Source organism: Candidatus Rokuibacteriota bacterium, assembly GCA_030647435.1.
Lineage (GTDB): Bacteria > Methylomirabilota > Methylomirabilia > Rokubacteriales > CSP1-6 > AR37.
The window spans coordinates 24,949-48,641 of the sequence record JAUSJX010000097.1; the positions used below are offsets into that span (position 1 = coordinate 24,949).

Genomic DNA, 23,693 nt, shown 5'->3' on the forward strand with positions numbered 1-23,693 from the left:
CCGCTCCTCTTACTTCTGCCAGCCGACCTCGGAGAGGTCGAGGGACGGAACCGGCAGGTCCTTCCAGATGCCCGTGACGCCCTTCTTGGTCACGACCAGGCGCGGGTGCATGTACAGCCATACGGCCGGCGCCTCGTCGGCCAGCATCTGCTGCATCATGACGTACAGCTCCCGCCGCTTCTTGTCGTCTACCGTCACCTCGGACTCCTTGAACAGCGCCTGGAAGTCGGCGTTGTCCCAGCGGAAGTAGTACTTCGGGTTGGCGAAGTTCCCGATGTCCCAGGCCTCCGCGTGGCCGATGATCGACATGTCGTAGTCGGGGTTCTCGCAGGGCTTGAGACAGAAGACCTGGGCGAGCCACTGGCCCCACTCGATCTGCTGGATCTTGGCCCGGATCCCGACCTTGGCGAGCTGGTTGACGACGACCTCGGCGCTCCGCACCGTGTAGTAATACTGCGACGCGACCTTGAAGGTGGCCTCGAAGCCGTTCGGGTAGCCCGCCTCGACGAGGAGCTTCTTGGCCTTGGCCGGGTCGTACGACACCCGCTTGGAGACGTCCACGTAGTACGGGTTCAGCGGGTCCACGTTGGAGCCGAGGATCTTGCCGTACCCGAACATGGCCCCCTTGAGCACCTCCTCCTTGTTGATCGCGTGGGTGACGGCGAGCCTGACGCGCTTGTCGGAGTAGGGCTTCTTGGAGTTGTTCATGCTGAGCGTGACGTCGTTGGTCATGTCGCCCAGGATGACCTGGAAGCGCCCGTCCTTCTTGAGCGCGTCCACGTTCTCCGGGCCCAGGCCGAAGGCCGAGACGTCGATGTCGCCCGACTTGAGCGCCGCGAGCGCCGAGTTGGGGTCGGGGATGAAGCGGTACGTCACCTTGTCGAGGCGCGGCAGCCCCTTCTGCCAGTAGTCCTTGTTCTTCACGAGCACGATGCGGTCGCCGCGCACCCAGTCGGCGACCGTGAAGGGGCCCGTGCCGACCGGCTGGGCCTTGAGACTGTCCACCGCTTCTCTCGGGTAGATGACCGATCCCTGCCGCGCCACGGTCCAGAGGAAGTTCGCCTCGGCCCGCTTGAGCGTCACGCTGATCGTGTAGTCGTCCTTGACGATGACGTCCTGGATGTTCTCGTACTGGACGCGGTAGGGGTGCTTGGTCTCAGGGTTGACCGCGCGGTCCAGCGCGAACTTGACGTCGGCGGCCTTCATCTCGCGGCCGTTGTGGAAACGGACTCCCTTGCGGAGGAAGAACGTGTAGTTCTTGCTGTCGGTCGTGTACCAGCGCTCGGCGAGCCAGGGCACGAGCTTGCCGTGCCGGTCCACCTTCACCAGCCCTTCCTGGACGTTGTAGAACACGACGCCGGCGATCGCCGAGGACGGGTTGGTCGTGAGGTCCAGCCCGGGCGGCTCGGTCGACACCTGCACCGTCAGGGCGCCCTGGGCCGCCGTCGGCACCGCCGAGAGCAGGAGCGCCAGCAGGGCCAATGCGAGGCCGCGCAGCATTGTCATCGTGTCCCCTCCGTGAAGTAGTCCACCGTCCGCCTGAGCCCCTCGCCGAAATCCACGAGGGGCTCGTAGCCCATGTCGCGCTTGGCCGCGCTGATGTCGGCCAGCGTGTGCGGCACGTCGCCGACCCGCGTCGGCTGGTGCGTCGTCGTCAGCGGGCGCCCGAGGAGACGTGCTATCGAGGCGATGATCTCGAGCAGGCTCGTCCGGCTGCCGCAGCCGACGTTGTAGGACTTGCCCGAGACCGCCGCCGCCGGCGCCGCGGCCGCCAGGAGGTTGGCCGAGACCACGTTGTCGATGTACGTGAAGTCGCGCGACTGCGTCCCGTCCCCGTGGACCTGGAGCGGCTTGCCCTGCCTGCCCCAGAGGATGAAGCGCGGGATGACGGCCGCGTATTCGCTCTCGGGGTCCTGCCGCGGGCCGAAGACGTTGAAGTAGCGCAGGCCCACCGTCTCGACCCCGAAGAGCCGGCTCCAGACGGACGCATAGAGCTCACCCGCGACCTTGGACGCGGCGTACGGCGAGATGGGCGCGGTCGCCTGGTCCTCCCGCTTGGGGAGATCGGGCCTCTCGCCATACACGGAGGACGAGGACGCGTACACCACGCGCGGCTTCTTCTTCTGGCGCGCCGCGGCGACGAGGACGTGGAGCGTCCCGGTGACGTTCGAGGCGTTGGCGCCGAGCGGGTCGGCGACGGAGCGCGGCACCGAGCGCATCGCCGCCTGGTGGAAGACCGCCGTCACGCCGCGCACGGCCCGCTCGACGGTCGCGAGACTCTTGAGGTCCCCGCGGATGATCTGGAGCCGCCTGTTCCCCTTCGCGAAGGCGAGGTTGGCCCGGCTGCCCGTCGAGAAGTTGTCGAGCACGCGGACGCGGTGCCCCTGCGCGAGCAGGCGCTCGACGACATGCGAGCCGATGAAGCCTGCTCCGCCGGTGACGAGGTAGATAGAGGATGACATCATAGCGAGCGCCCGATTATGGTGGCCGCCCGGGGAAGTTGTCAAACGCGCCGGATCGCGGGCGCGTATGCTCACTTGTACCCAGACCCTGCCTTCTTGTACTCTTCGCGAGGCGGTGAAAAGATGTCGAGCACCACGGCCCGTTTGTCCGGCAGCGCGCGCCCGCCGTGCGGCACGTTCGGGGGCGTCTGCCAGAAGTCGCCGGCCTTGACGTGATGCTCGACGCCGTCCTGGACGCGGACCCACTCGCCCTCGAGGCAGACGCCCCACTGCTCGTTGGGGTGCGCGTGCACGGGGGAGACGGAGCCCGGCGCGATCTCGACCACGGAGAGCATCAGGTGCTCGCCGGGAAAGACGCGCGCCGAGAGTCCTTCGGCCAGCTGGCGCGGGATGCCGCCCCGCTTGAGGTTGTGGAAGTGCTCGCTGTCGGCCATGACACGCTCCTTGTCGGATAGGTTGCGACGCCAGAGGCAGACATTGTACAGGAGAGCCCGGTGAGATTGTTCTTGGCGATGATGTCCCACGAGACGAACACCTTCAGCAACCTCCCGACCGGCCGCGCCCAGTTCGAGGCGCGCAATCTCCACTACGGCGGCGAGATCCTGGAGGCGTTCCGCGACACGGGCACCTGCATCGGCGGCATGATCGACGCGGCCGCCCGCCGCGGGGCGACGCTCGTCCCGTCGGTCGCCGCGGCCGCTTCGCCGGCCGGGCTCGTCACGAAGGACATCTACGGGCACGTCAAAGAGCGGATGCTCCGTGACCTCAAGGCGGCCGGGAAGGTGGACGGCGTCCTGCTCGATCTCCACGGCGCCATGGTGCCGGAGGGGCTGGATGACGGCGAGGGCGACCTCATCGAGGCCGTCCGCGCTGCCGTCGGTCCCGCCGTGCCGATCGCCGTCACCCTCGATTTCCACGGCAACCTGTCGGAGAGCATGGTGCGCGGCGCCGACCTGCTCAACGGTTACAAGACCTACCCGCACGTGGACATGGCCGAGCGCGGGGTCGAGGCGACCGAACAACTGATCGACATCATCGGCAAGCGTCTGAAGCCCACGGCCGCGCTCCGCAAGCCGCCGCTCCTGCCGCCGCTCGGCAACCAGGGGACGGCGCGCGGGCCGATGCGGCGCCTCTATGACTTGGCGGCCGAGATGGAGAAGGACCCGAAGGTCATCTCGATCTCCATCTTCGCCGGGTTCCCGCACGCCGACATCCCGGACGCGGGCTTCGGCGTCTACGTCCTCACCGACGACGACCAGGGCCTGGCCGACCAGCTGGCTGACCGGCTCGCGGATACGGCGTGGACACACCGGCACGAGTTCATCCACGCGGCGCTGCCCGTGCGCGAGGCCGTCGCCAAGGCGCTCGCCGCCCCCGGCAAGCCGATCGTGCTGGCCGACATGGCCGACAACACCGGCGGGGGCGCCGCCGGCGACGGCACGGAAATCCTGCGAGAGCTGGTGCGGGTCGGCGCCCGCTCGGCGGTCGTCGCCTGCATTTGGGACCCTACGGCCGTCGCCCTGTGCGTCAAGGTGGGCGCCGGCGCCTCGGTGACGCTCGACGTTGGAGGCAAGGTGGACGACAGGCACGGCGCGCCCCTCCGCGTGACGGGCATGGTCCGTACGCTCTCCGATGGCCGTTTCGTCCATAAGGGGCCCATGGCGCGAGGGCTGCCCGGCCGGCTCGGCACGACGGCGGTCCTCGACGTCAACGACGTCAAGGTCATCCTGATCTCGTACCGCTGGCAGACCCTCGACCCCGAGATGATCCGCCTCGTCGGGATCGACCCGCTCGATCACAAGATCCTCGTCGTCAAGTCCACGATCCACTACCGGGCCGCCTTCGAGCCCATCGCCAGCGAGATCATCGAGGTGGACGCCCCGGGGCTGTCCTCCTCCAACCTCTCGCGCTTCGACTTCAAGCGGATCCGGCGGCCGATCTTCCCGCTGGATCCGGACACGACGTACCGCTGAGGAGGCCCCGGCATGGCGTTCCCAGGCTTCACCCCGGCCGACTTCAAGGTGTTCGACATCGAGGGCTTCAAGCCGCGCATGGAGGCCATCAAGTCGCGCATCCGCCCCAAGCTCGAGGCGATCGGCCGTGACCTGCTGCCCGACGTCGCGCGCATCGCCGGTGACGCGGCCTTCGCCCACGTGGCCAGACACGCGCGCCGGACCGTCAATCCTCCAAATGACACGTGGGTCGCCTTTGCGCTCGACAAGCGCGGCTACAAGAAGCACTGCCACTTCAAGGTGGCGGTCTCGCGCGGCGCCGTGCGGTTCCTCTTCGAAGCGGGCCCCGAGCACGCCGGCAAGAAGCGCTGGGCGTCGGCATGGAAGCGCCAGGGGCCCAAGCTCGCGCCCGTCCTGAGGCGCGCCAAGGGGCTCGCCTGGTTCAAGAACGAGCACGACGAGGCGCCGGCGGCCGTTCTGGCCGACCTGCCGCCCGAGCACGTCGCGAGGCTGGGCGACGAGCTCACGCGCACGCGCGACGGCCAGGTGGTGCTGGGGCGCGCGGTGCCGGCCCAGGAGGCCGCAGGGTGGAAGCCCCGCGACTACGTCCGCGCCGCGCGCGAGACGTTCCAACTGCTCGCGCCGCTGTACCGGCTCAAGTGATGTCATCCGCGCAGATGACTGAGGCCGCTATCTTCGATATGGACGGCGTCCTGATCGACTCGGGCGTCCACCACCGCGCCGCGTGGCAGGCGCTCCTCGCCGAGCTCGGCGAGGAGCCGGCGCACCCGGAGTACTGGCGCCTCACCATCGGCCGCCCGAGCGAGGAGGCGGTGCCGCTGCTCCTCGGCCGCCGCGTCCCGGAGCACGAGGCCCGGCGTCTCGCGCGGCGTAAGCGCGACCTCTACGTGGACTTTTCGCGCGGCGGTGTCGTCTCGGTGCCCGGCGTCCGGGATTTCGTCGCGGCGCTCTCGCGGCTCGGCGTTCCGCGCGCGGTCGGCACCTCGGCCTCGCGCTTCGACCTGGATCGGCTGCTCGTGGGGGTGGGGCTCCGCCGCCACTTCGACGTCATCGTGACGGCCGACGACGTGACGCTGGGAAAGCCCGATCCGGAGGTCTACGAGCTGGCGGCCGCGCGGCTCAGGGTCCCGCCCGACGCCTGCATCGTCTTCGAGGACTCGTTGGTCGGCGTCGAGGCGGCGCGGCGCGCGGGCATGCGCGCGGTCGGCGTCACCACCGCCCACAGCGAGATGGAGCTGCGGGAGGCCGGGGCCGAGCGGACCATCGCCGATTTCGAGGGTCTCGAATGGAAGAGCCTCGCAGCCGGGTAAGCGAGGCCGCCTACTGGGAAGGGCTCTACGCCGAGCGGCAGGACGGCTGGGAGCTCGGTGAAGCCGCTCCCTCGCTCCAGGCCTGCCTCGCCTCGGGCCGCCCGTTCACACCCGGCGCGCGCGTCGCCGTTCCCGGGTGCGGACGGGGTCATGACGCGAGGCTGCTCGCGCGGCACGGCTTTGCCGTCACGGGCTTCGACTTCGCCGAGGCCGCAGTGACGGAAGCGCGGCAGCTGGCTTCGCGCGAGCAGCTCGCGGCCGCTTTCGAGCGGCGCGACGTCTTCACGCTGGCGTCCGACCACGGCGGTCTCTTCGACGCGGTTTGGGAGTACACCTGCTTCTGCGCCATCGACCCCGACCGCCGGACGGAGTACGCGCGCACGCTTCACGACATCCTCAAGCCGGGGGGCACGCTCCTCGCCTGCTTCTACCCTTTAAAGGACGGTACGGACGGCCCACCCTTCCCGGTCTCCCGGCCGGGCATCGAGGCCGCCCTCGGACCCTTCTTCGACATCGTCGAAGCGGGGTCTCCCCCTGCCTCGCCCGAGCGCCGCCGCGGGCTCGAGTGGCTCGTCCTGGCCGAGCGCCGCGCCGGTTGATTCACCCTTGCGGGCGTGCTAGGGTTGGGCACTTTTTTCGGGACGGCCTCGGAGCGCCCGCTCGCATGTTCACAGCCAAAGGAGGCACGAGTATGAAGGTCTTCCGTATCGTCCTCGTTCTGCTGCTGATCGCCGGTGTCGGCGGCGGATTGGCCCCACGCGACCTGGCCGACGCCCAGGCCCAGACCATCAAGATCGGCCTGCTCTACGACCACACGGGCCCCTTTGCAGCCGGCGGCTCGCTCAACTGCTGGCGCGGCGCGAAAATGATGATCGACCTGATCAACGAGCGGGGCGGCGTGGCGGGCAAGTACAAGATCGTCCAGGTGGACGGTGACGGTCAGTCCAAGACCGAGGTCGCCATCAACGAGGCCGAGCGCCTGCTGAGCGTCGAGAAGGTGGACATCCTGGCCGGCATCTACTCGAGCGCGCACGCCGTCCCCATCGCGGAGCGCGTTGACAAGCAGAAGAAGTTCCTCTGGATCACCACGGCGATCTCGTCCAAGGTCTTCGACGGGCGCAATCTGCAGTACACCTTCCGCCCGCAGCCCACCGGTGACCAGTTCGGCGCGCTTTCCGTCCAGTACATCAACGAGTACTCGCAGGAGAAGTTCAAGAAGCCGGCCAAGGAGCTGCGGCTGGCCATCATCCACGAGGACGGCGCCTACGGCACCGACGTGGCCCTCGGCAACGAGCTCAAGGCCAAGGAGCTGGGGCTCAACGTGGTCCTCAAGGAAGGCTACTCGATCAGCGCGCCCGACCTGTCGTCGCTGGTGACCAAGCTCCGGTCGGTCCGGCCCGACGTGCTCTTCCACACGGGCTACAACCCCGACATCGCGCTCTTCCTCCGCCAGGCCACGGAGCAGGGGCTCCGCCTGCGGGCGTATATCGGCCACGGCGCCGGCCACAGCCAGATCGACAAGCTGAAGGAGGCCTACGGCGCCAAGGAGATCGAGGGCTTCCACACCCTCGACCCCATCGCCTCCCAGCTCCTCGATCCCAAGAAGCTCAAGCCGGGCGTGGGCGACCTGACGGCCGAGATGGTCAAGCGCTACAAGGCGCTGTACGACAAGGACGTGGCGGATCGCGCCATCGCGCCTCACGTCTCCATGGGCTTCAACAACATGTGGATCCTGCTCAACGATGTGGTGCCGCGCGCGATCACCAAGTACGGCGGCTTCGGACCGGAGGCGCTGGCCAAGGCGGCCCGGGACACCGACATCCCGGAGGGCGGCACCATGCAGGGCTACGGGGTGAAGTTCAACCCGCCGGGCCACCGCTTCGCGGGGCAGAACCAGCGCGCCTTCCCAGCGGTGTTCGAGATCATCGAGAGCAAGTTCGAGCTGGTGTTCCCCAAGACCGTGGCGACCGCCCAGCCCCTCCTGCCGCTGCCGGCGTCCTCGCCGCTTGCGGTTCGCTGACCTGAGCCTCCTCGCGGGCCGGGGGGTAGAGCACCACCCCCCGGCCCGCACGCTGCCCGCCTCATGCTGACCGTCACCAAGGTCACCAAGCGCTTCGGGGGGTTCACCGCGCTCAACCAGGTGTCCTTCGAGGTGCACGAGGGCGAGATCCTCGGGCTGATCGGTCCCAACGGCTCCGGCAAGACCACGCTCTTCAACTGCGTGTCGGGCGCGCTGCCGCCGACGGCGGGCGCCATCCGATTCCGCGGCGACGAGATCGGCGGCCTCACGCCCGACAGGATCTGCCACCGGGGCATCGCCCGCACCTTCCAGATCCCGCGCCCGTTCCGCAAGCTCTCCATCCTCGACAACGTGGCCGTCGCCGCCCACTACGGCACCAACCAGCCGAACACCGAGGCCCAGGCGCGCCAGCGGGCGCGCGAGATGCTGGAGCTGGTCGGCCTCCCCACCGACCCTCTAGCCGCCACCACGCTGCTGGGCGCCGGCGGGTTGAAGAAGCTCGAGCTGGCGCGGGCGCTCGCCACGGGCCCCAGCGTGCTCCTGGCCGACGAGAGCCTCGGCGGGCTCGACCCGTCGGAGATGCACGACGCGGCCGAGATGCTCAAGCGCATCCGCCGCGACCTCGGGATCACCATCGTCTGGGTCGAGCACATCATGGGGACCCTGATGCGCGTGGTGGACCGCATCGTGGTGCTGGACCACGGCGAGAAGATCGCCGAGGGACCGCCTCTCGAGATCGCCGAGCACCCGCAGGTCATCGAAGCGTACCTCGGCGAAAAGGTGGTCCTCGCGTGAGCATGCTCGAGCTCTCCGGCATCACGGCGGGCTACAGCCATTTCACGGCGCTCTGGGACGTGAGCCTGCGCGTGGCCGAGGGCGAGGCGGTGGCGGTCGTCGGCCCCAACGGGGCAGGCAAGACCACGCTCCTTCGCGTGATCTCCGGCCTGATCGCCCCGCGCTCGGGCCGCATCGCCTTCGAGGGCGCCGAGCTGGCGGGCCACCCGGCCTACGACATCGTGGCGCACGGCATCGCGCACGTGCCCGAGGGGCGCCGCCTCTTCCCCGGCCTCACCGTGGCGGACAACCTCAAGATGGGCGCCTTCCTGCCCGCGGCACGGGCCCGGTACCGCGAGAGCCTTGAGCGCGTGTACACCCTCTTCCCGGTGCTCGCCGAGCGCCAGAAGCAGCGGGCCGGCAGCATGTCGGGCGGCGAGCAGCAGATGCTGGCCATCGGCCGGGCGCTCATGTCGCAGCCGAAGATCATCCTCCTGGACGAGCCGTCGCTGGGCCTGGCGCCCGTGATGGTGCTGCGCGTCTTCGACCTGATCCGGCGCGTGCGCGAGGAGGGCTACACCATCCTCGTCGTCGAGCAGAACGTGCGCCAGGTGCTCAAGCTGGTGGACCGCGCGTACCTGCTGGAAGTCGGGCGGATCAAGATGGAAGGCCGGGCCGCGGAGCTCGCCGAGCAGGACTTCGTCCGCAAGGCGTACATGGGAGTCTAGCGACCCATGGACCCGATCTTCCTCGTCGAGGCGGCGATCAACGGCATCCTGCTGGGAGGCGTGCTCGCGCTGCTCGCCCTGGGCCTCAACCTGATCTTCGGAGTGCTCGACATCGTCTGGATCGCCTACGTGGACCTGGTCATGGTGTGCATGTACGCCATCTACTTCTTCAACGTCGCGTTCGGCTGGCCCATCTGGGCGGCGGGTCTGGTCTCGCTCGCCGCCGGGACGCTCCTCGGCGTCGGCGTGCACCTTCTCATCATCTCTCCTATCCTGACTAGCGCCCCCATCAATCAACTACTGGCGACGGGCGGGCTCCTCTTCTTCCTCCAGTCGGCCGCCACCTTCCTGTGGACGACGGACCACAAGACCGTGCGCCTGAGCCTGCCGAGCTACGAGATCGCCGGGATCTTCCTGCCCGCCACGCGGATCATCCCCTTCGTCATCTCCATCCTCGCCGTGATCGCGCTCTACTTCTTCCTGACCCGCACCTACATCGGCACAGCCATCCGCGCGGTGTCCCAGGACCGCGACGCCATGTCGCTGATGGGCGCCAGTCCCCAGCGCATCTACATCGTCACCTCGGCCGTGGGTGGGCTCATGGCGGGACTGGCCGGGGCGCTGCTCATCTTCCAGTACTCCGTGCACCCCTTCTTCGGCGGGCAGTTCGGGCCGCTCACCTTCATGATCTGCGTGCTGGGCGGGTTGGGGAACATGGTCGGCGCCTTCATTGCCTCGTTCATCATGAGCGAGATCATCGCCATCGGCGGCGTGGTCATCTCGACCGAGATGGGGTACGTCATCGCCTTTGTCATCTTCATCGTGATGATGTTCGTCCGCCCGGGCGGCATCATGGCAAAGCGCGAATGAGCCGCGGCCGCCTCTTTGCAGGCGCGGTGCTCGGGGTCTTGGTCGTCGCCCCCTTCGTCCCCATGGGCGGCGTGCAGCAGTACGTGCTCCACGTGGTCATCCAGATCTTCATCTGGTCCTTCATCGGCCAGGCCTGGTCCCTCATGGGCCGCTTCGGCCTGGTCTCCCTCGGCCACGGCGCGTTTCTCGGCGTGGGCGCGTACACGACCACGCTCCTCTGGAACTTCTACTCGCTCACGCCCTGGATCGGCGCCCTGTTCGCGGTCGCTGCGGCGGTCGCGCTCGCCCTGGTGCTCGGCATCCCGTGCTTCCGCTTCCGCGTCATCGGCCACTACTTCGCGCTGGTCACGCTCGCGGTGGGCGAGGTCATCCGCCTCCTCGTCATCGCCGAGCGCGACTGGACGGGCGGCTCGCTCGGCGCGAGCCTCAAGACCTCGGGCACCGCGTCCGGACTGTGGACGCTCCAGTTCGCCGACAAGCGCGTGTTCTACTACGCCTCGCTGGGCATGTTTCTGGCCGGCCTCTGGGTCTGGGACCGCGTGGACCGGAGCATGGCGCGCTCCGCGCTCGAGGCCATCGGCGAGGACGAGACGGCGGCGGCCTCGGTGGGCATCCACGTGACGCGCTTCAAGCTCGGCATCACGGTGGTCTCGGCCGCGCTCACCGCGCTGGGCGGGGTCCTCTATGCCCAGTACATCTCCTACGTCAACCCGGACACGCTCTCGGGTATCGGCGTGTCGCTGAAGATCGTGTTCGCCGTCGTGCTGGGCGGCATGTACTCGCTGATGGGCCCGCTGGTGGGAACCGCGCTGACAACGGCCCTGTCCGAGGGGCTGCGCATCGCCTTCGGGCTCAAGTTCCTGGGCATGGCTGAGACGATCTACGGGCTGCTGCTCATCATCTCCATCATCTTCCTGCCGTCGGGCATCTACGGCTCCATCCGCGAGGCCATCCGCCGGCGCTCGGTTGGGGTCAGGTCTTGAATTACGACATTTCCGAGCCTCGGCCACGCGGTCAAATGTTGGATTGCAAGACCTGACCCCAAGTCCGATAATCGGCGCCATGACAACGTGGGCGGTGTATCCGGACGGTGATCCGCCGAAGGCGGTCGCGGCGCTGGCGGAGCAGGTGGAGAAGGACGGCGGGCACGCGCTCGCGATCTACCGCGAGCCCGTCGGCGACCACTGGCAGATCTTCTGCCTGCTGCCGATGGTGAAGGTCGAGCCGACGCCCTACCAGCGCGACCTCTCCCCCACCCACGTCAAGCGCCTCCAGGACGTGGTCAAGAAGATCGACCGCTTCGTCGACCCGATCGTCGTCATGTCGCCCAAGCCCGGCCTCTACTGGACGCCCAACGGCAACCACCGCCGCGCCGTCCTCGAGAAGCTCAAGGCGAAGATGGTGCCCGCCATCCTCGTGCCCGAGCACGAGGTCGCGTTCCAGATCCTCGCGCTCAACACCGAGAAGGCCCACAACCTCAAGGAGAAGTCGCTCGAGGTGATCCGCATGTACCGGGGCCTGGTGGTCGACGAGCCGTCGAGCGGCGAGGAAGACTACGCCTTCCAGTTCGAGTCGCCGCACTTCATCACGCTGGGGCTCCTCTACGAGAAGAACAAGCGCTTCGCGGGTGGCGCCTTCGCGCCGATCCTGCGCCGCGTGGACAAGTTCCTCAAGGGGCGCTTCCCGAAAACGCTCGAGGAGCGGGAGGAGCGCGCGGAGCTGGTCCGCGGGGCCGACGAGGCGCTGGCGGACGTGGTCGCCAAGATCAAGAAGCGCGGGATCAACCACCCGTACGTCAAGAACTTCGTCCTTGCGCGGACCACGCCGCTCACGCGCGAGCGCAAGACCCTGCCGTCCTTCGACCAGACCTTCAAGAAGCTCGTCGGCAACATCGAGGCCTTCGATGTCGCCACGGTCCGGTACGAGGACATCCAGCGCTCGGCGATCATGGGCGCCCCGGCGGCCGGCTGAGAGCAGGCCGCATGGCCGCCCCGACCAAGCTCACGGACACCGAAGTCGCCGCGCGCCTCGCGGCCCTGCCGGGCTGGACGCTCGCGGCGGGCAAGCTCCACAAGGCCTTCGTGTTCGGTGACTTCGTCGAGGCGTGGGGCTTCATGAGCGCCGTCGCTCTCGTGGCGGAGACGATGGGCCATCACCCCGAGTGGTCGAACGTCTGGAACCGCGTGACCGTGGATCTCACGACCCACGACGCGGGCGGCATCAGCGCGCTCGACTTCGACCTCGCGGCGCGGATGGACACACTGGCGGGCACGCGCGCGTGACCGGACTCGTCGCCATCGTCACCGGCGGCACGGGAGCCCTCGGGCAGTCCGTGGTGCTCCGCTTCCTCCAGGACGGCGCCTCGGTCGCGGTGCCGTGGCTGGTGCCGGAGGAGTGGGCGGGTCTCCAGGGGCGCGTGGAGAAGGGACAGCTCGGCCGCCTGTACGGCGCCCGGGTGGATGTCGTGACCAACCAGGGCGCGCTCGCCGCGTTCGTCACCGACGTCCTCGCCCGCCACAAGGGGCTCGACGTGCTGGTCAACACGGTGGGCGGCTTCGCGGGCGGCGATCTCGCCTCGACCTCGCTCGCCGAGTGGCGCCGCATGATCGACCTCAACCTGACCTCGGCCGTCATCGCCTGCCGCGCCGTCCTGCCCGCCATGCGGGCCGCGCGCCGCGGCCGCATCGTCAACGTGTCCTCGCGCGCCGTGGTGCCGCCGGCCGGCGGCTTCATCGCCTACACCGTCGGCAAGAGCGCCGTGATCGCGCTCACTCAGGCGCTGGCGCAGGAGGAGCGGCCGCACGGCATCGCGGTCAACGCGGTGCTGCCGAGCACCATGGATACGCCTGCGAATCGCCACGCCATGCCCGACGCCGACCGCTCGGGATGGGTCAGCACGGAGGCGGTCGCCGATGTGATCGCCTACCTCGCCTCTTCGAGCGCGGGCGCGGTCTCCGGCGCCTGCATCCCGGTCTGAGCGCTACGACCAAGGTCGTATGGACTCGGAGTCCCGTCCGCATGCTAGACTGCGCCGCATGATCGGCACGTGGCGGCGGCTCGGCGTGGTGGCGGCTCTCGCGCTCTTCGTGTCGGGATGCGCCACCGGGGCCCAAACGGCCGCGCCCGCCGCCGAACCCGCCGCGCCCGTCGTCCAGGTCCTGCCCAACGGGCTCACGCTCGTCATCCAGGACCATCGCGCCGCCGACATCGTCGCCGTCTATCTCTGGGTCGCGACGGGGGTCCGCTTCGAGAAGCCCGACGGCCTCGGCTACGCCCACTTTCAGGAGCACATGCTCTTCAAGGGCACGGACAAGTTCGGCCCGGGCTACATCGACCGGACCGTGGAGGGCCAGGGCGGGCGCAGCAACGCGTTCACGTCGTTCGATTACACGTCCTTCCAGATCCTGGTGCCGAGCGACGGCACCCGGACCGCCCTCGGGCTCCTCGACGACATGGCGTTCCGCTCGACCTTCGAACCGAAGGAGATCGACGCGGAACGCCAGGTCATCTTCGAGGAGGCGGGCATCGAAACGGACACCCCGAAGAGCGCCGTCGTCCGCCAGCTCTACGGCCTGGTCTTCTCCGGGCACCCCTACGGCCGCCCCGTGCTGGGCACGCCCGAGACGATGAACGCGGCGAACCAGGCGAAGCTCAAGGACTTCAACAGCCAGTACTACACGCCCGAGAACATGGTCCTCGTGGTCGTCGGGCCGGTCGGGGCCAAGGCCGTCCGCGCCATGGTCGACCAGATCTTCGGCAAGCGCCCCAAGACGGGCTACGCGCCGCCGCCTGTCCCGCCGCTCGCCCCGATCAAGGGCATGGTGCGGAAGACGGTGGAGCGGCCCGAGCAGCAGGCGCACCTGGCGCTCGGCTGGCAGGCGCCCAGCCTGTCCAATCCAGACAGCTTCGCCCTCGATCTGGTCGCGACCATCCTGGGGGGCAGCGAGAGCGCGCGCCTGCAGAAGAACCTCCGCGACGGCGAGCGGATCGTGTCCGGCATCAACATGAGCAACTCCTCGATGCAGCTCTCGGGCATCGTCTACGTGCAGGCGCAGCTCGAGGCGGGCGATGTCGCGAAGGTCGAGCAGCGCATCCTCGACGAGATCGCGCGGCTTCAGAAGGAGGGCCCGACCGAGGAGGAGCGCCAGCTCGCCGTCACCAAGGCCGAGTCCGAGCACGCCTTCGCCTACGAGACGACGGACGGCGTCGCCTCGGCCTACGGCCTGGTCCAGTTGACCGGCAAGCTCGACGACGAGCTGCGCTACGTCGAGCGGCTCCGCGGCGTCACGCGCGAGCAGATCAGGGACGCGGCGCGCAGGTACCTGCCGGTGACGGACTACGCACGCATCGCCTTCGTGCCGGGGAAAACGAAATGATCTTCGAGCCGAGACGCTGCCGAGTTGCCGTAGGCACGAGAGCGTGGCCGTTCGAGGTGAGCGTCGGAGACGCGAGCCGAGAGCTGAGTGGACTGCGAGAGCTGAGTAGATCCCGCCGCGTCCTCGCTCTCGCCGCCGCGCTGACCCTTCTCGCTCCCGTGGCCGCCTCCGCGCAGAGCGGCGGCGTCACGCGCACGCGCCTGCCCAACGGGCTTACGGTGCTGGTGCGCGAGAATCCGGCGGCGCCCGTCGTCGCCTACTCGCTGATGGTCAAGATGGGCACGCGCACCGAGACGCCCGACATCGCGGGCATCTCCAACCTTCTCCAGCAAATGCTGGTGCGCGGCACGGAAAAGCTGGACGGTGAGCAGATCGCCGAGGCCGCCGACCGGATGGGCGGCAGCATCGACGCCTACGGGGATGCCGACTACTCGGAGATCACCGCGACGGCGCTCTCGCGCAACTGGCAGCAGATGCTGGAGCTGATCGGCGACTGCGCCCTGCGCCCGACGCTGCCCGACGGCACCGTACAGGCGGTGCGCGACTTCCTCGGTCGCCAGATCCGCAACCGCGGTGACAAGCCCTTCGACGTCGCGTCGGACCGGATGCGCGCGGCGCTCTTCGGCTCCAACCCGTATGCCTGGGATCCTCTCGGCCGCCGCGAGAGCGTCGAGAAGCTCACCCGCGACGCGCTCCTCGCCTACTACCGCCGCCACTACGTGCCGGGACAGATGGTCCTGGCCGTGAGCGGCGACGTCAAAACCGCCGAGGTGATCCCGCAGGTCCAGCGGATCTTCGGCGCCCTGCCCGCCGGCACCGTCGCCAGCCCCGCCGTGCCCGCGCCGCCCGCGATGGCGGCCACGCGGGAGGCCGCCGTGGTCCCGGGCGCCCAGGCGCAGATTCTCATGGCGGCCCTCGCGCCGGCGCTCACGCATCCGGATCACCCGCCGCTCAAGGTCCTCACGGCTCTCCTGGGCGGCGGCATGGCCTCGCGCTTCTTCTCCGAGCTGCGCGACCAGCAGGCGCTGGCCTACACGACGCTGGCGCAGTATCCCGCGCGCGTGGACACGAGCGCCTTCATCAGCATCCTCGGGACAGCGCCCGAGAACGTCCCCAAGGCCGCGCCCGCGCTCACGGAGCAGCTCGAGCGCATCCGGACCCAGCAGGCCTCGGCGGAGGAAGTGGCCGTCGCCCGCGCCTACGTCCTCGGCAGCCAGGCGATGGACCGACGGACGAACGCGCGGCAGGCCTGGTACCTGGCCTTCTACGAGATCGCCGGCGTGGGATACGAGTTCCTCGACCGCTACGCCGCCGATGTCAAGAAGGTCACGCCCGCCGACGTCCAGCGCGTCGCGCAGAAGTACCTCGGCGTCCTGCGGACCGTCATCGTCCAGCCCAAGTAATCACTCTCGCCCGTTTCAGCCCTCGCCTCACGCCGACCTGGGCCTTCGGCCCCGGCCGGTGTTCAGCTCGAACCTCGACCCTCTCCCTCAAGGGAGAGGGGATCTGCATCCTTCCCTCTCCCCCAGTTGGGGGAGACGGTCGGGGTGAGGGGGTGTCAGGGTGAGTGGGTCGGGTCCGCCAGCTCCGGGAACTCCCGAATGATGCGGTGGGGGCGCACGCCGCCGGCCGCCGCCAGCCCCATCCCCTCGCGGTCGACCCAGACGCCGCGCAGCCCCAGCCGTTGGGGCGCCGCCACGTCCCACTCGATGTTGTCGCCCACCATCCACGCCTCGCGCGCGGGCACTCCCAGGCGCTCGAGGACATGGCGGTACACGATCTCCTCGGGCTTGCCGGCGCCGAACTCGCCTTCGATCAGGATGGCGTCGAAGTAGCGGGCAAGGTCGTAGCGCTCGATCTTCCGGCGCTGCTGGCTCTTATCGCCGTTGGTGACGAGGGCCATGGCCACGCCGTCGTCGCGAAGCCGCCCGAGCGCCTCGGCGACGCCCGGGAAGAGGCGCATCACGGTCCAGCGGCGGACGGCGAAGTCTTCGGCGACGGCGGCGGCGAGCGGCGCGTTCGGGGCGCCCATCCGCTCGAGGCCGTGCTCCACGATCTTGCGCCAGGCGCCCGGCATGTCCACGCGCTCGGCCCTATGGCGCTCGGGATCGTCCCAGAACCAGCGCCGGGCCTTCCGCACGGCGTCGATGAGCGCCGCCGTGTCGACTCCCGCGGGACCGGTGACGGTCTCGCAGGCCGCGCTCCAGCACTCGTCCACGCCGCCCGAGTAGTCGAGCAGGGTATCGTCCAGATCCACGAGGAGGGCCTTCATGCCTCGGCCCCTCACCTACTCAGCCCTCGCCTCGCCGCTCTCCGAGCCTGCGGCTCGGCGGGGCGGCGGCTCAGCTCGAACTGCGGCCCTCTCCCCAGAGGGGAGAGGGGGGTTCTCAGCCGTGAACGGTGGCAGCTCCGGCTTGCAGACCGCGCGGAAGTTGCACCACCGGCAGATGCGCAGCTCCTCGGCCTTCTCGAAGTTGGCCTCTTCGGCGAGATTGCGCTCGGGATCCTTGAGGTAGGCCTTCATCGCGCGCACGGAGAGACGGATGTGCTCGCGGACGCGGTCGAGACTGGCTTCGTCCCACGGGTGCGCGGTAACCTTGCCCTCGCGGAGGTTGACCTCGAGCAGGTCCACGCGCGACAGCTCGACGCGCATCACCTCGAGAGCGTATAGCGCGTAGCCGCCGAGCTGGATGCCGGCGCCCGCGCCGTTGCCTCCCGTCTTCCAGTCCACGAGCTGGAGGCGGTCGGCGGCGTTCCAGTAGCCGAAGTCCGGCGCCGAGAACAGGCGCGTGCCCTCGAAGGGAAAGGAGCCGATGTCCTCGATGAAAGCCCAGCGCTCGGTCGGCGTCCGCTTGATATCCTCCAACAGCGGCAGCCGGTGGAAGTTCCGCAGGCAGCGGACGATGTGGTCGCGGAGAGCCTGCCACTCCGAGTCGCGGATGGGGACGCCGTACTCGTGCTCGAAAAGGCCCGTCCGCTTGGGGTGCTCACGGTACACGCCGTCCTTCGAACCGCGCCACTCGAGGCGCATCTGCCGCACGGTGTCCTCGATGAGCGCCGCCTCCGATAGGGCGTGGCCGTCGCGCATGGCGAGCAGCGCCCGCTCCACCGTCTCGTGCACGAGGCGCCCCGCCCACATCTGCCGCGTGCCCAGCCGCTTGAGCACGTAGAGCCGGCGCACGAGCGGGTCGGCGTCGGCCTCCCAGCCGCCCCAGGCGCCGTAGTACTGGTAGAAGTAGCGCCGCCGGCACTCCTTGAAGACATTGTCGCGCGTGCGGGACCAGGAAAACTCGTTGACGAGGTCGGCCACGACCCAAGCATAGCACCCCCCAAGACGCTGACGCGCCGCGCCGTCCCGTCGTGGCCCTCGCCGCCGAAGCGTGCTAGGCTCCCTGCGCTTCCAGGGACCGCCCGGTTCGAACGTCACTGCTTGCCCACAGGAGGGCCACATGCCATTCGTGAACATCCGCATCTATGAAGGCTGGGGCAAGGAGCGGAAGGACGAGATTGCGAAGCGCGTGACCGGCGCGATCACCGACGTCACCGGCCTGCCGAAGGAGGCCGTGTGGGTCGTGATCGAGGAGGTCAATCCGCACGACTGGTACGCGGCGGGCAAGCCCGGGGAGCCGATCAAGAAGTGACGATCGAGATCCGCGACCCGCGCGTCACGGCCGTCGTCGGCCCGAAGGTCGAGTTCGAGAAGATCGCCGGCGGCTGCCTCTTCACCGAGGGGCCGCTCTGGCATCCCACGGGCAAGTACCTGCTCTGGAGCGACATGCCGGGCGACCACCTCCGCCGCTGGTCGGCGAAGGACGGCGTGACGACCTTCCGCAAGCCGTGCAACATGTCCAACGGCCTCACGTGGGACAGGCAGGGCCGGCTCCTTGCCTGCGAGCACGCCTCGAGCCAGGTGTCGCGGACCGAGCCCGACGGCCGTATCACGCCCGTCGCGACGCACTACGACGGCAGGCAGCTCAACAGCCCCAACGACATCGTCTGCGCCGCCGACGGCTCCGTCTACTTCAGCGACCCGCCGTACGGGCGCGCGGAGGTCTACGGGGTCAAGCGCCCACAGGAGCTGCCGTTCCAGGGCGTCTACCGCGCCGGCAGCGATCCGACGCGCCCGACGCTCCTCGTGGACGATTTCGACCGGCCCAACGGTCTCTGCTTCTCGCTGGACGGCCGTCGGCTCTTTATCAACGACACCGCGCGGAAGCACATCCGCGTCTTCGACGTGAAGCCGGACGGCGGCCTGACCAATGGCCGCGTGTGGGCGGAGACGACGGGCGAGGGCCCCGGCGCCCCCGACGGCATGAAGATCGACTCGGCCGGCAACGTGTACTGCTGCGGCCCCGGCGGGATCCACGTCTTCACTCCCGAGGCAGCCTGCCTCGGCGTGATCCGCGTGCCCGAGCGCACGGCCAACTTCGCCTGGGGCGACGACGACTACAGGAGTCTCTACATCACCGCGTCCACGTCCATATACCGGATCCGGGTGCAAGTGCCGGGCTTCCCGGCCCTGTAGCACTCCGCAGCACACAGCCAAAGGAGGCTCGTCATGATTCGTGCACTCACGCTGCTGCTGGCCGCGATGCTGGCCCTGCCCATCGCGGCCGAAGCCCAGAAACCGATCAAGGTCGGCTACCCCATGATCCTGTCGGGCTCGGGCGCTCTCTTCGGTGAGCCGGCCCTCAAGGGCGCCCAGATGTACGTCGAGGAGATCAACGCCAAGGGCGGCGTGCTGGGCCGGAAGATCGAGCTGATCCCGCGCGACACCAAGGGCGACGCCAACGAGGCCGTGCGCGTGTCGCGCGAGCTCATCCTGAAGGAGAACGTCGACTTCCTCGTGGGCACGCTCACCTCGGCCGAGGGTCCGGCGGTCTCCGTAGTGGCCAAAGAAAACAAGATCGTTTTCATCGCCAACATCCCGAAGACCGATCAGCTCACCGCCCCGGACAAGCTTCACCCCTACGTGTTCCGCACCTCGGCAAACACCACCATGGAAGGGCGCAGCGCGGCCGAGTTCGTGGCCAAGTGGCCGGTGACCAGGATAGCAACCATCAGCCCAGACTACGCCTACGGCCAAGACGTCACCAAATCGTTCGTCGAACACATCAAGAAGCTCAAGCCCAGCGTGCAGATCGTGGATCAGCAGTGGCCGAAGCTCGGTGAGGCGGACTACACGCCCTTCATCAACGCGCAGCTCGCCAAGAAGCCCGAAGCCGTGTTCTCGTCGCTCTGGGGCGGGCACTTCGTCACATTCGTCAAGCAGGCCAGGCCGCTCGGGTACTTCGAGGCCATCAAGCTCAATTTCATCGGCGTGGGCGAGGCCGGCTCGCCGGAGACAACCAAGGCGCTGGGCGCAGAGTATCCGGTGGGGATCACAGCGAACACTTACGATGCCTTCTACTGGACGGAGGGGCCGCCCGCGCAAAGAGAGTACAACGCGCGACTGAGCAAGTACCTCAAGGATGAGTACCCGAACTCCTGGGCCATCCAGGGGTACATGGGCATCCATGTCCTCGCCGAGGCCATAAAGAAGGCTGGCAGCACCGATTCGGACAAGGTGTCCAAGGCGCTGCTCGGCCTCACGGTCGACACGCCGCATGGCAAGATGACGATCCGCGAGAAGGACCACCAGGCTACCCGTGGCCTTCTGTACGGCCAGGTGGTCAAGGATGCCAAATATCCGTTCCCCATCCTGAAACCGATCATCTACGTGGACCCAGCCAGGTTCATGGACTAATCGCCGCGCGCGGAGGGGGCGATCCGCCGCCCCCTCCGCCCCGCTTCTCGTGCCCGATCTTTCCTTCGTCTTCGCGCAGGCGCTGAGCGGCCTCACAGCCGCGATGTTCCTCTTCCTCATCGCCTCGGGACTGTCGCTCATCTTCGGCGTGTTGCGGGTGCTCAACTTCGCGCACGGTTCCTTCTACATGCTCGGGGCCTACGGTGCCTACCAGTTCGTCCATTGGCTCGGCACGGGTCCGGGGCGCTTCTGGTGGGCCGTGCTCCTTTCGGCTCTCGGCGTGGCTGTCCTCGGGGGGCTCGTCGAGCGCTTCCTCTTCCAGCGCCTCTACGGCAAGGAGGAGCTCTACCAACTGCTCTTCACGTACGCGCTCGTGCTCATCCTGAGCGACGCAGCCAAGATCCTCTGGGGCACGCAGCAGAAGTCCGTCAGCCGGCCGCCGGGCCTGACTGGCGCGCTCTCGCTCTTCGGGGCGACCATCCCGTACTACAACCTGTTCATCATTCTCCTCGGCCCGGCCATCGCACTCGGGTTCTGGTTCGCGCTCCAGCGCACGCGCGCCGGCCGCTTCATCCGCGCCGCCGCGCTCGACCGCGAGACGCTGGGCGCTCTCGGCGTGAACGTCAACGCGCTCTACACGGGGGTGTTCGTGCTCGGATCGTTCCTCGGCGGGCTGGGCGGCGCGCTGATCACGCCGATGCGCTCGGTCGTGCCCGGGATGGACACGGAGGTCATCGTCGAAGCCTTCGTGGTCGTAGTCATCGGCGGGCTCGGCTCTTTCTGGGGCACCTTCCTCGGGGCGCTCATCTACGGCCAAGTGCTCTCCTTCGGCATTCTCTTCTTCCCGCGCTTCTCCATCTTCTCCATCTTCGCCCTGATGGCCGCCGTGCTGATCATTCGCCCCTGGGGCCTGCTCGGAAAGCCGCTGAAATGACCACGGGGGTTGTCCGCCCGAACGCCGGGCGCCGGAGGCTCTGCGAAGGCGCCTCGGCGGCCGAATCATGAGGATCCAACGCGTTCCGTGGGCGCTCCTCGTCTTCGCGGCGGCGTTCTTCGTGCCGGCGGCGGGCTCGCGCTACTACACCTTCCTCGCCAACGACGTCGTCATCTGGGCGCTCTTCGCCACGAGTCTCAACCTGCTGGTCGGCTACACCGGGCTCGTGTCCTTCGGCCACGCCGCCTACTTCGGCATCGGCGCCTACACGACCGGCATCCTCATGAAGAAGGTGGGCGTGTCGTTCCTCCTGGCCTTTCCCGCCGCCGGCGTCCTCGCCGCGCTCTTCGCCCTCGTCTTCGGCTTCTTCTGCGTGCGCCTCACGCGGATCTACTTCGCCATGCTGACGCTCGCCTTCGCCCAGATCGTCTGGGCGATCTGCTTCAAGTGGAACGAGGTGACGGGCGGCGAGCAGGGCATGCCGGAGATCCCCTACCCGGACTTCGGCTGGCTGGAGCGGGTGGCGGCGTGGCTCCCCTTCGTGGGCGGCTACCGGACGTCGGATTACTTCTATTTCCTCACCCTCGTCCTCGTCGCCGGGTGCCTCTGGCTGCTCCGCCGCGTGGTGGGCTCGCCCTTCGGCCGCATGCTCACCACCATCCGCGAGAACCCGGAGCGCGCGGAGTTCATCGGCGTCAACGTGCGCCGCTACGAGCTGGCGGCCTTCGTCGTCGCGGGCACCTTCGCGGGGCTCGCGGGCGGGCTCTTCGGCATCTTCAACCGGGGCGTCTTCCCCGACTTCGCGTACTGGACCAAGTCCTCCGAGGTGCTGATCATGACGCTCTTGGGCGGCATGGGCACCTTCATCGGCCCGGCGCTGGGCGCCCTCGTCCTCATCTGGCTCAACCAGCAGATCGTCTCCTACACGCAGTACTGGCCGCTCATTCTCGGCACCATCCTCATCGTGCTGCTCTTCGTCTTCCCCGGCGGGATCGCGGGCGCGCTGGAGTCGGCGGGGCGCCGGCTCCGGCGGAGGCGCCAGGTTGCTTGACGTCCGCGATCTCCGCAAGAGCTTCGACGGCTTCCAGGCCGTCGCCGGGGTCAGCTTCAGCGTCCCTCGCGGATCGATCAGCGCCATCATCGGGCCCAACGGCGCGGGCAAGACCACGCTCTTCAACCTCATCACCGGCCACCTCCGGCCCGACTCGGGCAGCGTCAGCTTCAAGAGCCGCGAAATCACCGGCATCGCGCCGCACGACCTCTGCCGCCTGGGCATGGGCCGCTCCTTCCAGCGCACCAATATCTTCCCGCGGCTCACGGTGTTCCAGAACATCCAGGCGGCGTTCCTCTGCCACCGCGGGCGCGGCTGGAACCTCCTGGCGCCGGTGGACCGCTTCTACCGCGACGAGACCGAGGCGCTGCTCGTCTCGGTGGGGCTCCTCGACAAGGCCGGGGAAGTCGCGGGCTTCCTCTCCCACGGCAACCAGAAGCAGCTCGAGCTCGGCATCACGCTGGCGCTCGAGCCCGAGATCCTCCTCCTCGACGAGCCGACGGCGGGCATGTCGGCCCAGGAGACGCGCGAGTCCATCCGGCTCATTGAGCGCATCGCGCGCGAGCGCGGGCTGACGCTCCTCTTCACCGAGCACGACATGGAGGTGGTCTTCGCCATCGCCCACCGCATCACCGTGCTCCACCAGGGCGAGGTCATCGCCGACGGCACGCCAGAAGAGGTCCGGCGGCACCCGGAAGTCCGCCGCGTGTACCTGGGGGAGCGGCGGTGACAGGCGCGCCGGTCCTGGCGGTCGAGGAGGTCTTTACTTCCTACGGCCTGTCGCAGGTCCTCTTCGGTGTCTCGCTGGAAGTGGCGGCGGGCGAGTGCGTGTGCCTCCTCGGCAGGAACGGCGTCGGCAAGACGACGACCATCCGGAGCGTCATGGGGCTGACCCCGCCGCGCGAGGGGCGCGTGGTGTGGAAGGGACGGGACATCGCGGGCCGCCAGCCCTACGAGATCGCCGGCCTCGGCATCGGCTTCGTGCCAGAAGATCGGCGCATCTTCGCCGATCTCACCGTGTGGGAGAACCTCGACGTCGCCGCGCGCAGCCGGAGCGGGACATCGGCGTGGACCCTCGAGCGCGTCTTCGACCTCTTCCCCCAGCTCCGTGAGCTGGGGGACCGGCAGGGCGGCTTCCTCTCCGGGGGCGAGCAGCAGATGCTGACGATCGCGCGCACGCTCATGGGCAACCCCGAGCTGCTGCTCCTCGACGAGCCCTCCGAGGGCCTGGCGCCGCTCGTCGTGGACCACCTCAAGGAGCAGATCGGCCGCCTCAAGCAGGACGGCCTGACCATCCTCCTCGCCGAGCAGAACGTGGACTTCTGCCTCGACCTGGCCGACCGCGTCTACGTGCTCGAGAAGGGCCGCATCCGCTACGAAGGCACCGCCGCTTCATTCCGCCAAGACGAGTCCGTCCGGGCCCAATACCTCGCGCTCTGATTTTCTGGT

At 68.7% G+C, this 23,693-nt stretch carries 26 protein-coding genes; 21 read left to right on the forward strand and 5 right to left on the reverse strand.

The annotated features are described in order from the left end of the window. Positions 1–9: 9 nt before the first annotated feature. From Q7W02_16965 to Q7W02_16975, 3 genes are all read right to left on the reverse strand, one after another. Positions 10–1,506, reverse strand: a complete 1,497-nt coding sequence (locus tag Q7W02_16965; GenBank protein ID MDO8477850.1) for an ABC transporter substrate-binding protein — start codon at positions 1,504–1,506, stop codon at positions 10–12. Continuing rightward, entirely contained in the window at positions 1,503–2,465 is a 963-nt protein-coding gene (locus tag Q7W02_16970) for an NAD-dependent epimerase/dehydratase family protein (protein MDO8477851.1), read from the reverse strand. The genes Q7W02_16965 and Q7W02_16970 overlap by 4 nt, the downstream gene beginning before the upstream one ends. A gap of 68 nt (positions 2,466–2,533) precedes the next feature. Further along, positions 2,534–2,896 carry a cupin domain-containing protein gene (locus Q7W02_16975; GenBank protein ID MDO8477852.1) on the reverse strand — a complete coding sequence of 121 codons (363 nt, stop codon included), beginning with the start codon at positions 2,894–2,896 and terminating at the stop codon, positions 2,534–2,536. 60 nt (positions 2,897–2,956) lie between these two features. Here Q7W02_16975 and Q7W02_16980 point away from each other — a divergent pair, with 60 nt between their 5' ends. The 14 genes from Q7W02_16980 to Q7W02_17045 all read left to right on the forward strand — a co-directional run bounded on the left by Q7W02_16980 (position 2,957) and on the right by Q7W02_17045 (position 15,916). After that, positions 2,957–4,435, forward strand: coding sequence for a M81 family metallopeptidase (locus tag Q7W02_16980; GenBank protein ID MDO8477853.1), 1,479 nt, complete (start codon positions 2,957–2,959; stop codon positions 4,433–4,435). Between the two features lie 12 nt (positions 4,436–4,447). After that, entirely contained in the window at positions 4,448–5,077 is a 630-nt protein-coding gene (locus Q7W02_16985; protein ID MDO8477854.1) for a DUF1054 family protein, read from the forward strand. 14 nt (positions 5,078–5,091) lie between these two features. Then, the gene (locus tag Q7W02_16990) at positions 5,092–5,745 is read left to right on the forward strand and encodes an HAD family phosphatase (GenBank protein ID MDO8477855.1); all 654 of its coding nucleotides are present in this window, start codon (positions 5,092–5,094) and stop codon (positions 5,743–5,745) included. Then, a complete protein-coding gene (locus tag Q7W02_16995; GenBank protein ID MDO8477856.1) occupies positions 5,721–6,344 on the forward strand; it encodes a methyltransferase domain-containing protein in 624 nt (207 codons plus the stop codon). The genes Q7W02_16990 and Q7W02_16995 overlap by 25 nt, the downstream gene beginning before the upstream one ends. A 92-nt stretch (positions 6,345–6,436) precedes the next feature. After that, positions 6,437–7,765, forward strand: a complete 1,329-nt coding sequence (locus Q7W02_17000; protein MDO8477857.1) for an ABC transporter substrate-binding protein — start codon at positions 6,437–6,439, stop codon at positions 7,763–7,765. A gap of 63 nt (positions 7,766–7,828) precedes the next feature. Further along, on the forward strand, positions 7,829–8,560 hold the full coding sequence (locus Q7W02_17005) for an ABC transporter ATP-binding protein (GenBank protein ID MDO8477858.1): 732 nt from the start codon (positions 7,829–7,831) through the stop codon (positions 8,558–8,560). Between the two features lie 2 nt (positions 8,561–8,562). Continuing rightward, a complete protein-coding gene (locus Q7W02_17010) occupies positions 8,563–9,267 on the forward strand; it encodes an ABC transporter ATP-binding protein (GenBank protein MDO8477859.1) in 705 nt (234 codons plus the stop codon). A 6-nt stretch (positions 9,268–9,273) separates the two neighbouring features. Continuing rightward, entirely contained in the window at positions 9,274–10,137 is an 864-nt protein-coding gene (locus Q7W02_17015; GenBank protein MDO8477860.1) for a branched-chain amino acid ABC transporter permease, read from the forward strand. Beyond that, on the forward strand, positions 10,134–11,120 hold the full coding sequence (locus Q7W02_17020; GenBank protein ID MDO8477861.1) for a branched-chain amino acid ABC transporter permease: 987 nt from the start codon (positions 10,134–10,136) through the stop codon (positions 11,118–11,120). Before Q7W02_17015 ends, Q7W02_17020 begins: the two co-directional genes overlap by 4 nt. A 79-nt stretch (positions 11,121–11,199) precedes the next feature. Further along, positions 11,200–12,108 (forward strand): ParB/RepB/Spo0J family partition protein, encoded by a 909-nt coding sequence (locus tag Q7W02_17025; GenBank protein ID MDO8477862.1) that lies wholly within the window; start codon positions 11,200–11,202, stop codon positions 12,106–12,108. An 11-nt stretch (positions 12,109–12,119) separates the two neighbouring features. Next, entirely contained in the window at positions 12,120–12,419 is a 300-nt protein-coding gene (locus Q7W02_17030) for a 4a-hydroxytetrahydrobiopterin dehydratase (GenBank protein ID MDO8477863.1), read from the forward strand. Then, the gene (locus tag Q7W02_17035; GenBank protein MDO8477864.1) at positions 12,416–13,114 is read left to right on the forward strand and encodes an SDR family NAD(P)-dependent oxidoreductase; all 699 of its coding nucleotides are present in this window, start codon (positions 12,416–12,418) and stop codon (positions 13,112–13,114) included. The genes Q7W02_17030 and Q7W02_17035 overlap by 4 nt, the downstream gene beginning before the upstream one ends. 58 nt (positions 13,115–13,172) lie before the next feature. After that, positions 13,173–14,513 carry a pitrilysin family protein gene (locus tag Q7W02_17040; protein ID MDO8477865.1) on the forward strand — a complete coding sequence of 447 codons (1,341 nt, stop codon included), beginning with the start codon at positions 13,173–13,175 and terminating at the stop codon, positions 14,511–14,513. A 56-nt stretch (positions 14,514–14,569) separates the two neighbouring features. Beyond that, complete coding sequence (locus tag Q7W02_17045; GenBank protein MDO8477866.1) at positions 14,570–15,916, forward strand: pitrilysin family protein; 1,347 nt, start codon at positions 14,570–14,572, stop codon at positions 15,914–15,916. Between the two features lie 155 nt (positions 15,917–16,071). Here Q7W02_17045 and Q7W02_17050 read toward each other — a convergent pair whose 3' ends face one another. Beyond that, positions 16,072–16,785, reverse strand: a complete 714-nt coding sequence (locus tag Q7W02_17050) for an HAD family hydrolase (GenBank protein MDO8477867.1) — start codon at positions 16,783–16,785, stop codon at positions 16,072–16,074. Between the two features lie 15 nt (positions 16,786–16,800). After that, a complete protein-coding gene (locus Q7W02_17055) occupies positions 16,801–17,823 on the reverse strand; it encodes a PD-(D/E)XK nuclease family protein (protein MDO8477868.1) in 1,023 nt (340 codons plus the stop codon). Between the two features lie 139 nt (positions 17,824–17,962). Between Q7W02_17055 and Q7W02_17060 the strand changes: the two genes are divergently transcribed. The 7 genes from Q7W02_17060 (at position 17,963) to Q7W02_17090 (ending at position 23,684) form a co-directional block, all read left to right on the forward strand. After that, on the forward strand, positions 17,963–18,154 hold the full coding sequence (locus Q7W02_17060; GenBank protein ID MDO8477869.1) for a 4-oxalocrotonate tautomerase family protein: 192 nt from the start codon (positions 17,963–17,965) through the stop codon (positions 18,152–18,154). Further along, entirely contained in the window at positions 18,151–19,038 is an 888-nt protein-coding gene (locus Q7W02_17065) for an SMP-30/gluconolactonase/LRE family protein (protein ID MDO8477870.1), read from the forward strand. The genes Q7W02_17060 and Q7W02_17065 overlap by 4 nt, the downstream gene beginning before the upstream one ends. 33 nt (positions 19,039–19,071) lie before the next feature. Beyond that, positions 19,072–20,259 (forward strand): ABC transporter substrate-binding protein, encoded by a 1,188-nt coding sequence (locus tag Q7W02_17070; protein ID MDO8477871.1) that lies wholly within the window; start codon positions 19,072–19,074, stop codon positions 20,257–20,259. A 49-nt stretch (positions 20,260–20,308) separates the two neighbouring features. Next, the gene (locus Q7W02_17075) at positions 20,309–21,193 is read left to right on the forward strand and encodes a branched-chain amino acid ABC transporter permease (GenBank protein MDO8477872.1); all 885 of its coding nucleotides are present in this window, start codon (positions 20,309–20,311) and stop codon (positions 21,191–21,193) included. A gap of 67 nt (positions 21,194–21,260) precedes the next feature. Beyond that, positions 21,261–22,244 carry a branched-chain amino acid ABC transporter permease gene (locus Q7W02_17080; GenBank protein ID MDO8477873.1) on the forward strand — a complete coding sequence of 328 codons (984 nt, stop codon included), beginning with the start codon at positions 21,261–21,263 and terminating at the stop codon, positions 22,242–22,244. Beyond that, positions 22,237–22,974 (forward strand): ABC transporter ATP-binding protein, encoded by a 738-nt coding sequence (locus tag Q7W02_17085; protein MDO8477874.1) that lies wholly within the window; start codon positions 22,237–22,239, stop codon positions 22,972–22,974. Before Q7W02_17080 ends, Q7W02_17085 begins: the two co-directional genes overlap by 8 nt. After that, on the forward strand, positions 22,971–23,684 hold the full coding sequence (locus Q7W02_17090; GenBank protein MDO8477875.1) for an ABC transporter ATP-binding protein: 714 nt from the start codon (positions 22,971–22,973) through the stop codon (positions 23,682–23,684). Before Q7W02_17085 ends, Q7W02_17090 begins: the two co-directional genes overlap by 4 nt. Positions 23,685–23,693 lie beyond the last annotated feature (9 nt).

Excerpts from the sequence above, each read along its gene's own strand:
- Q7W02_16965 (MDO8477850.1), bottom strand. The coding sequence starts at position 1,506 with ATGACAATGCTGCGCGGCCTCGCATTGGCCCTGCTGGCGCTCCTGCTC.
- Q7W02_16970 (MDO8477851.1), bottom strand. The coding sequence starts at position 2,465 with ATGATGTCATCCTCTATCTACCTCGTCACCGGCGGAGCAGGCTTCATC.
- Q7W02_16975 (MDO8477852.1), bottom strand. The coding sequence starts at position 2,896 with ATGGCCGACAGCGAGCACTTCCACAACCTCAAGCGGGGCGGCATCCCG.
- Q7W02_16985 (MDO8477854.1), top strand. The coding sequence starts at position 4,448 with ATGGCGTTCCCAGGCTTCACCCCGGCCGACTTCAAGGTGTTCGACATC.
- Q7W02_16990 (MDO8477855.1), top strand. The coding sequence starts at position 5,092 with ATGACTGAGGCCGCTATCTTCGATATGGACGGCGTCCTGATCGACTCG.
- Q7W02_16995 (MDO8477856.1), top strand. The coding sequence starts at position 5,721 with ATGGAAGAGCCTCGCAGCCGGGTAAGCGAGGCCGCCTACTGGGAAGGG.
- Q7W02_17000 (MDO8477857.1), top strand. The coding sequence starts at position 6,437 with ATGAAGGTCTTCCGTATCGTCCTCGTTCTGCTGCTGATCGCCGGTGTC.
- Q7W02_17005 (MDO8477858.1), top strand. The coding sequence starts at position 7,829 with ATGCTGACCGTCACCAAGGTCACCAAGCGCTTCGGGGGGTTCACCGCG.
- Q7W02_17010 (MDO8477859.1), top strand. The coding sequence starts at position 8,563 with ATGCTCGAGCTCTCCGGCATCACGGCGGGCTACAGCCATTTCACGGCG.
- Q7W02_17015 (MDO8477860.1), top strand. The coding sequence starts at position 9,274 with ATGGACCCGATCTTCCTCGTCGAGGCGGCGATCAACGGCATCCTGCTG.
- Q7W02_17020 (MDO8477861.1), top strand. The coding sequence starts at position 10,134 with ATGAGCCGCGGCCGCCTCTTTGCAGGCGCGGTGCTCGGGGTCTTGGTC.
- Q7W02_17025 (MDO8477862.1), top strand. The coding sequence starts at position 11,200 with ATGACAACGTGGGCGGTGTATCCGGACGGTGATCCGCCGAAGGCGGTC.
- Q7W02_17030 (MDO8477863.1), top strand. The coding sequence starts at position 12,120 with ATGGCCGCCCCGACCAAGCTCACGGACACCGAAGTCGCCGCGCGCCTC.
- Q7W02_17040 (MDO8477865.1), top strand. The coding sequence starts at position 13,173 with ATGATCGGCACGTGGCGGCGGCTCGGCGTGGTGGCGGCTCTCGCGCTC.
- Q7W02_17050 (MDO8477867.1), bottom strand. The coding sequence starts at position 16,785 with ATGAAGGCCCTCCTCGTGGATCTGGACGATACCCTGCTCGACTACTCG.
- Q7W02_17060 (MDO8477869.1), top strand. The coding sequence starts at position 17,963 with ATGCCATTCGTGAACATCCGCATCTATGAAGGCTGGGGCAAGGAGCGG.
- Q7W02_17070 (MDO8477871.1), top strand. The coding sequence starts at position 19,072 with ATGATTCGTGCACTCACGCTGCTGCTGGCCGCGATGCTGGCCCTGCCC.
- Q7W02_17080 (MDO8477873.1), top strand. The coding sequence starts at position 21,261 with ATGAGGATCCAACGCGTTCCGTGGGCGCTCCTCGTCTTCGCGGCGGCG.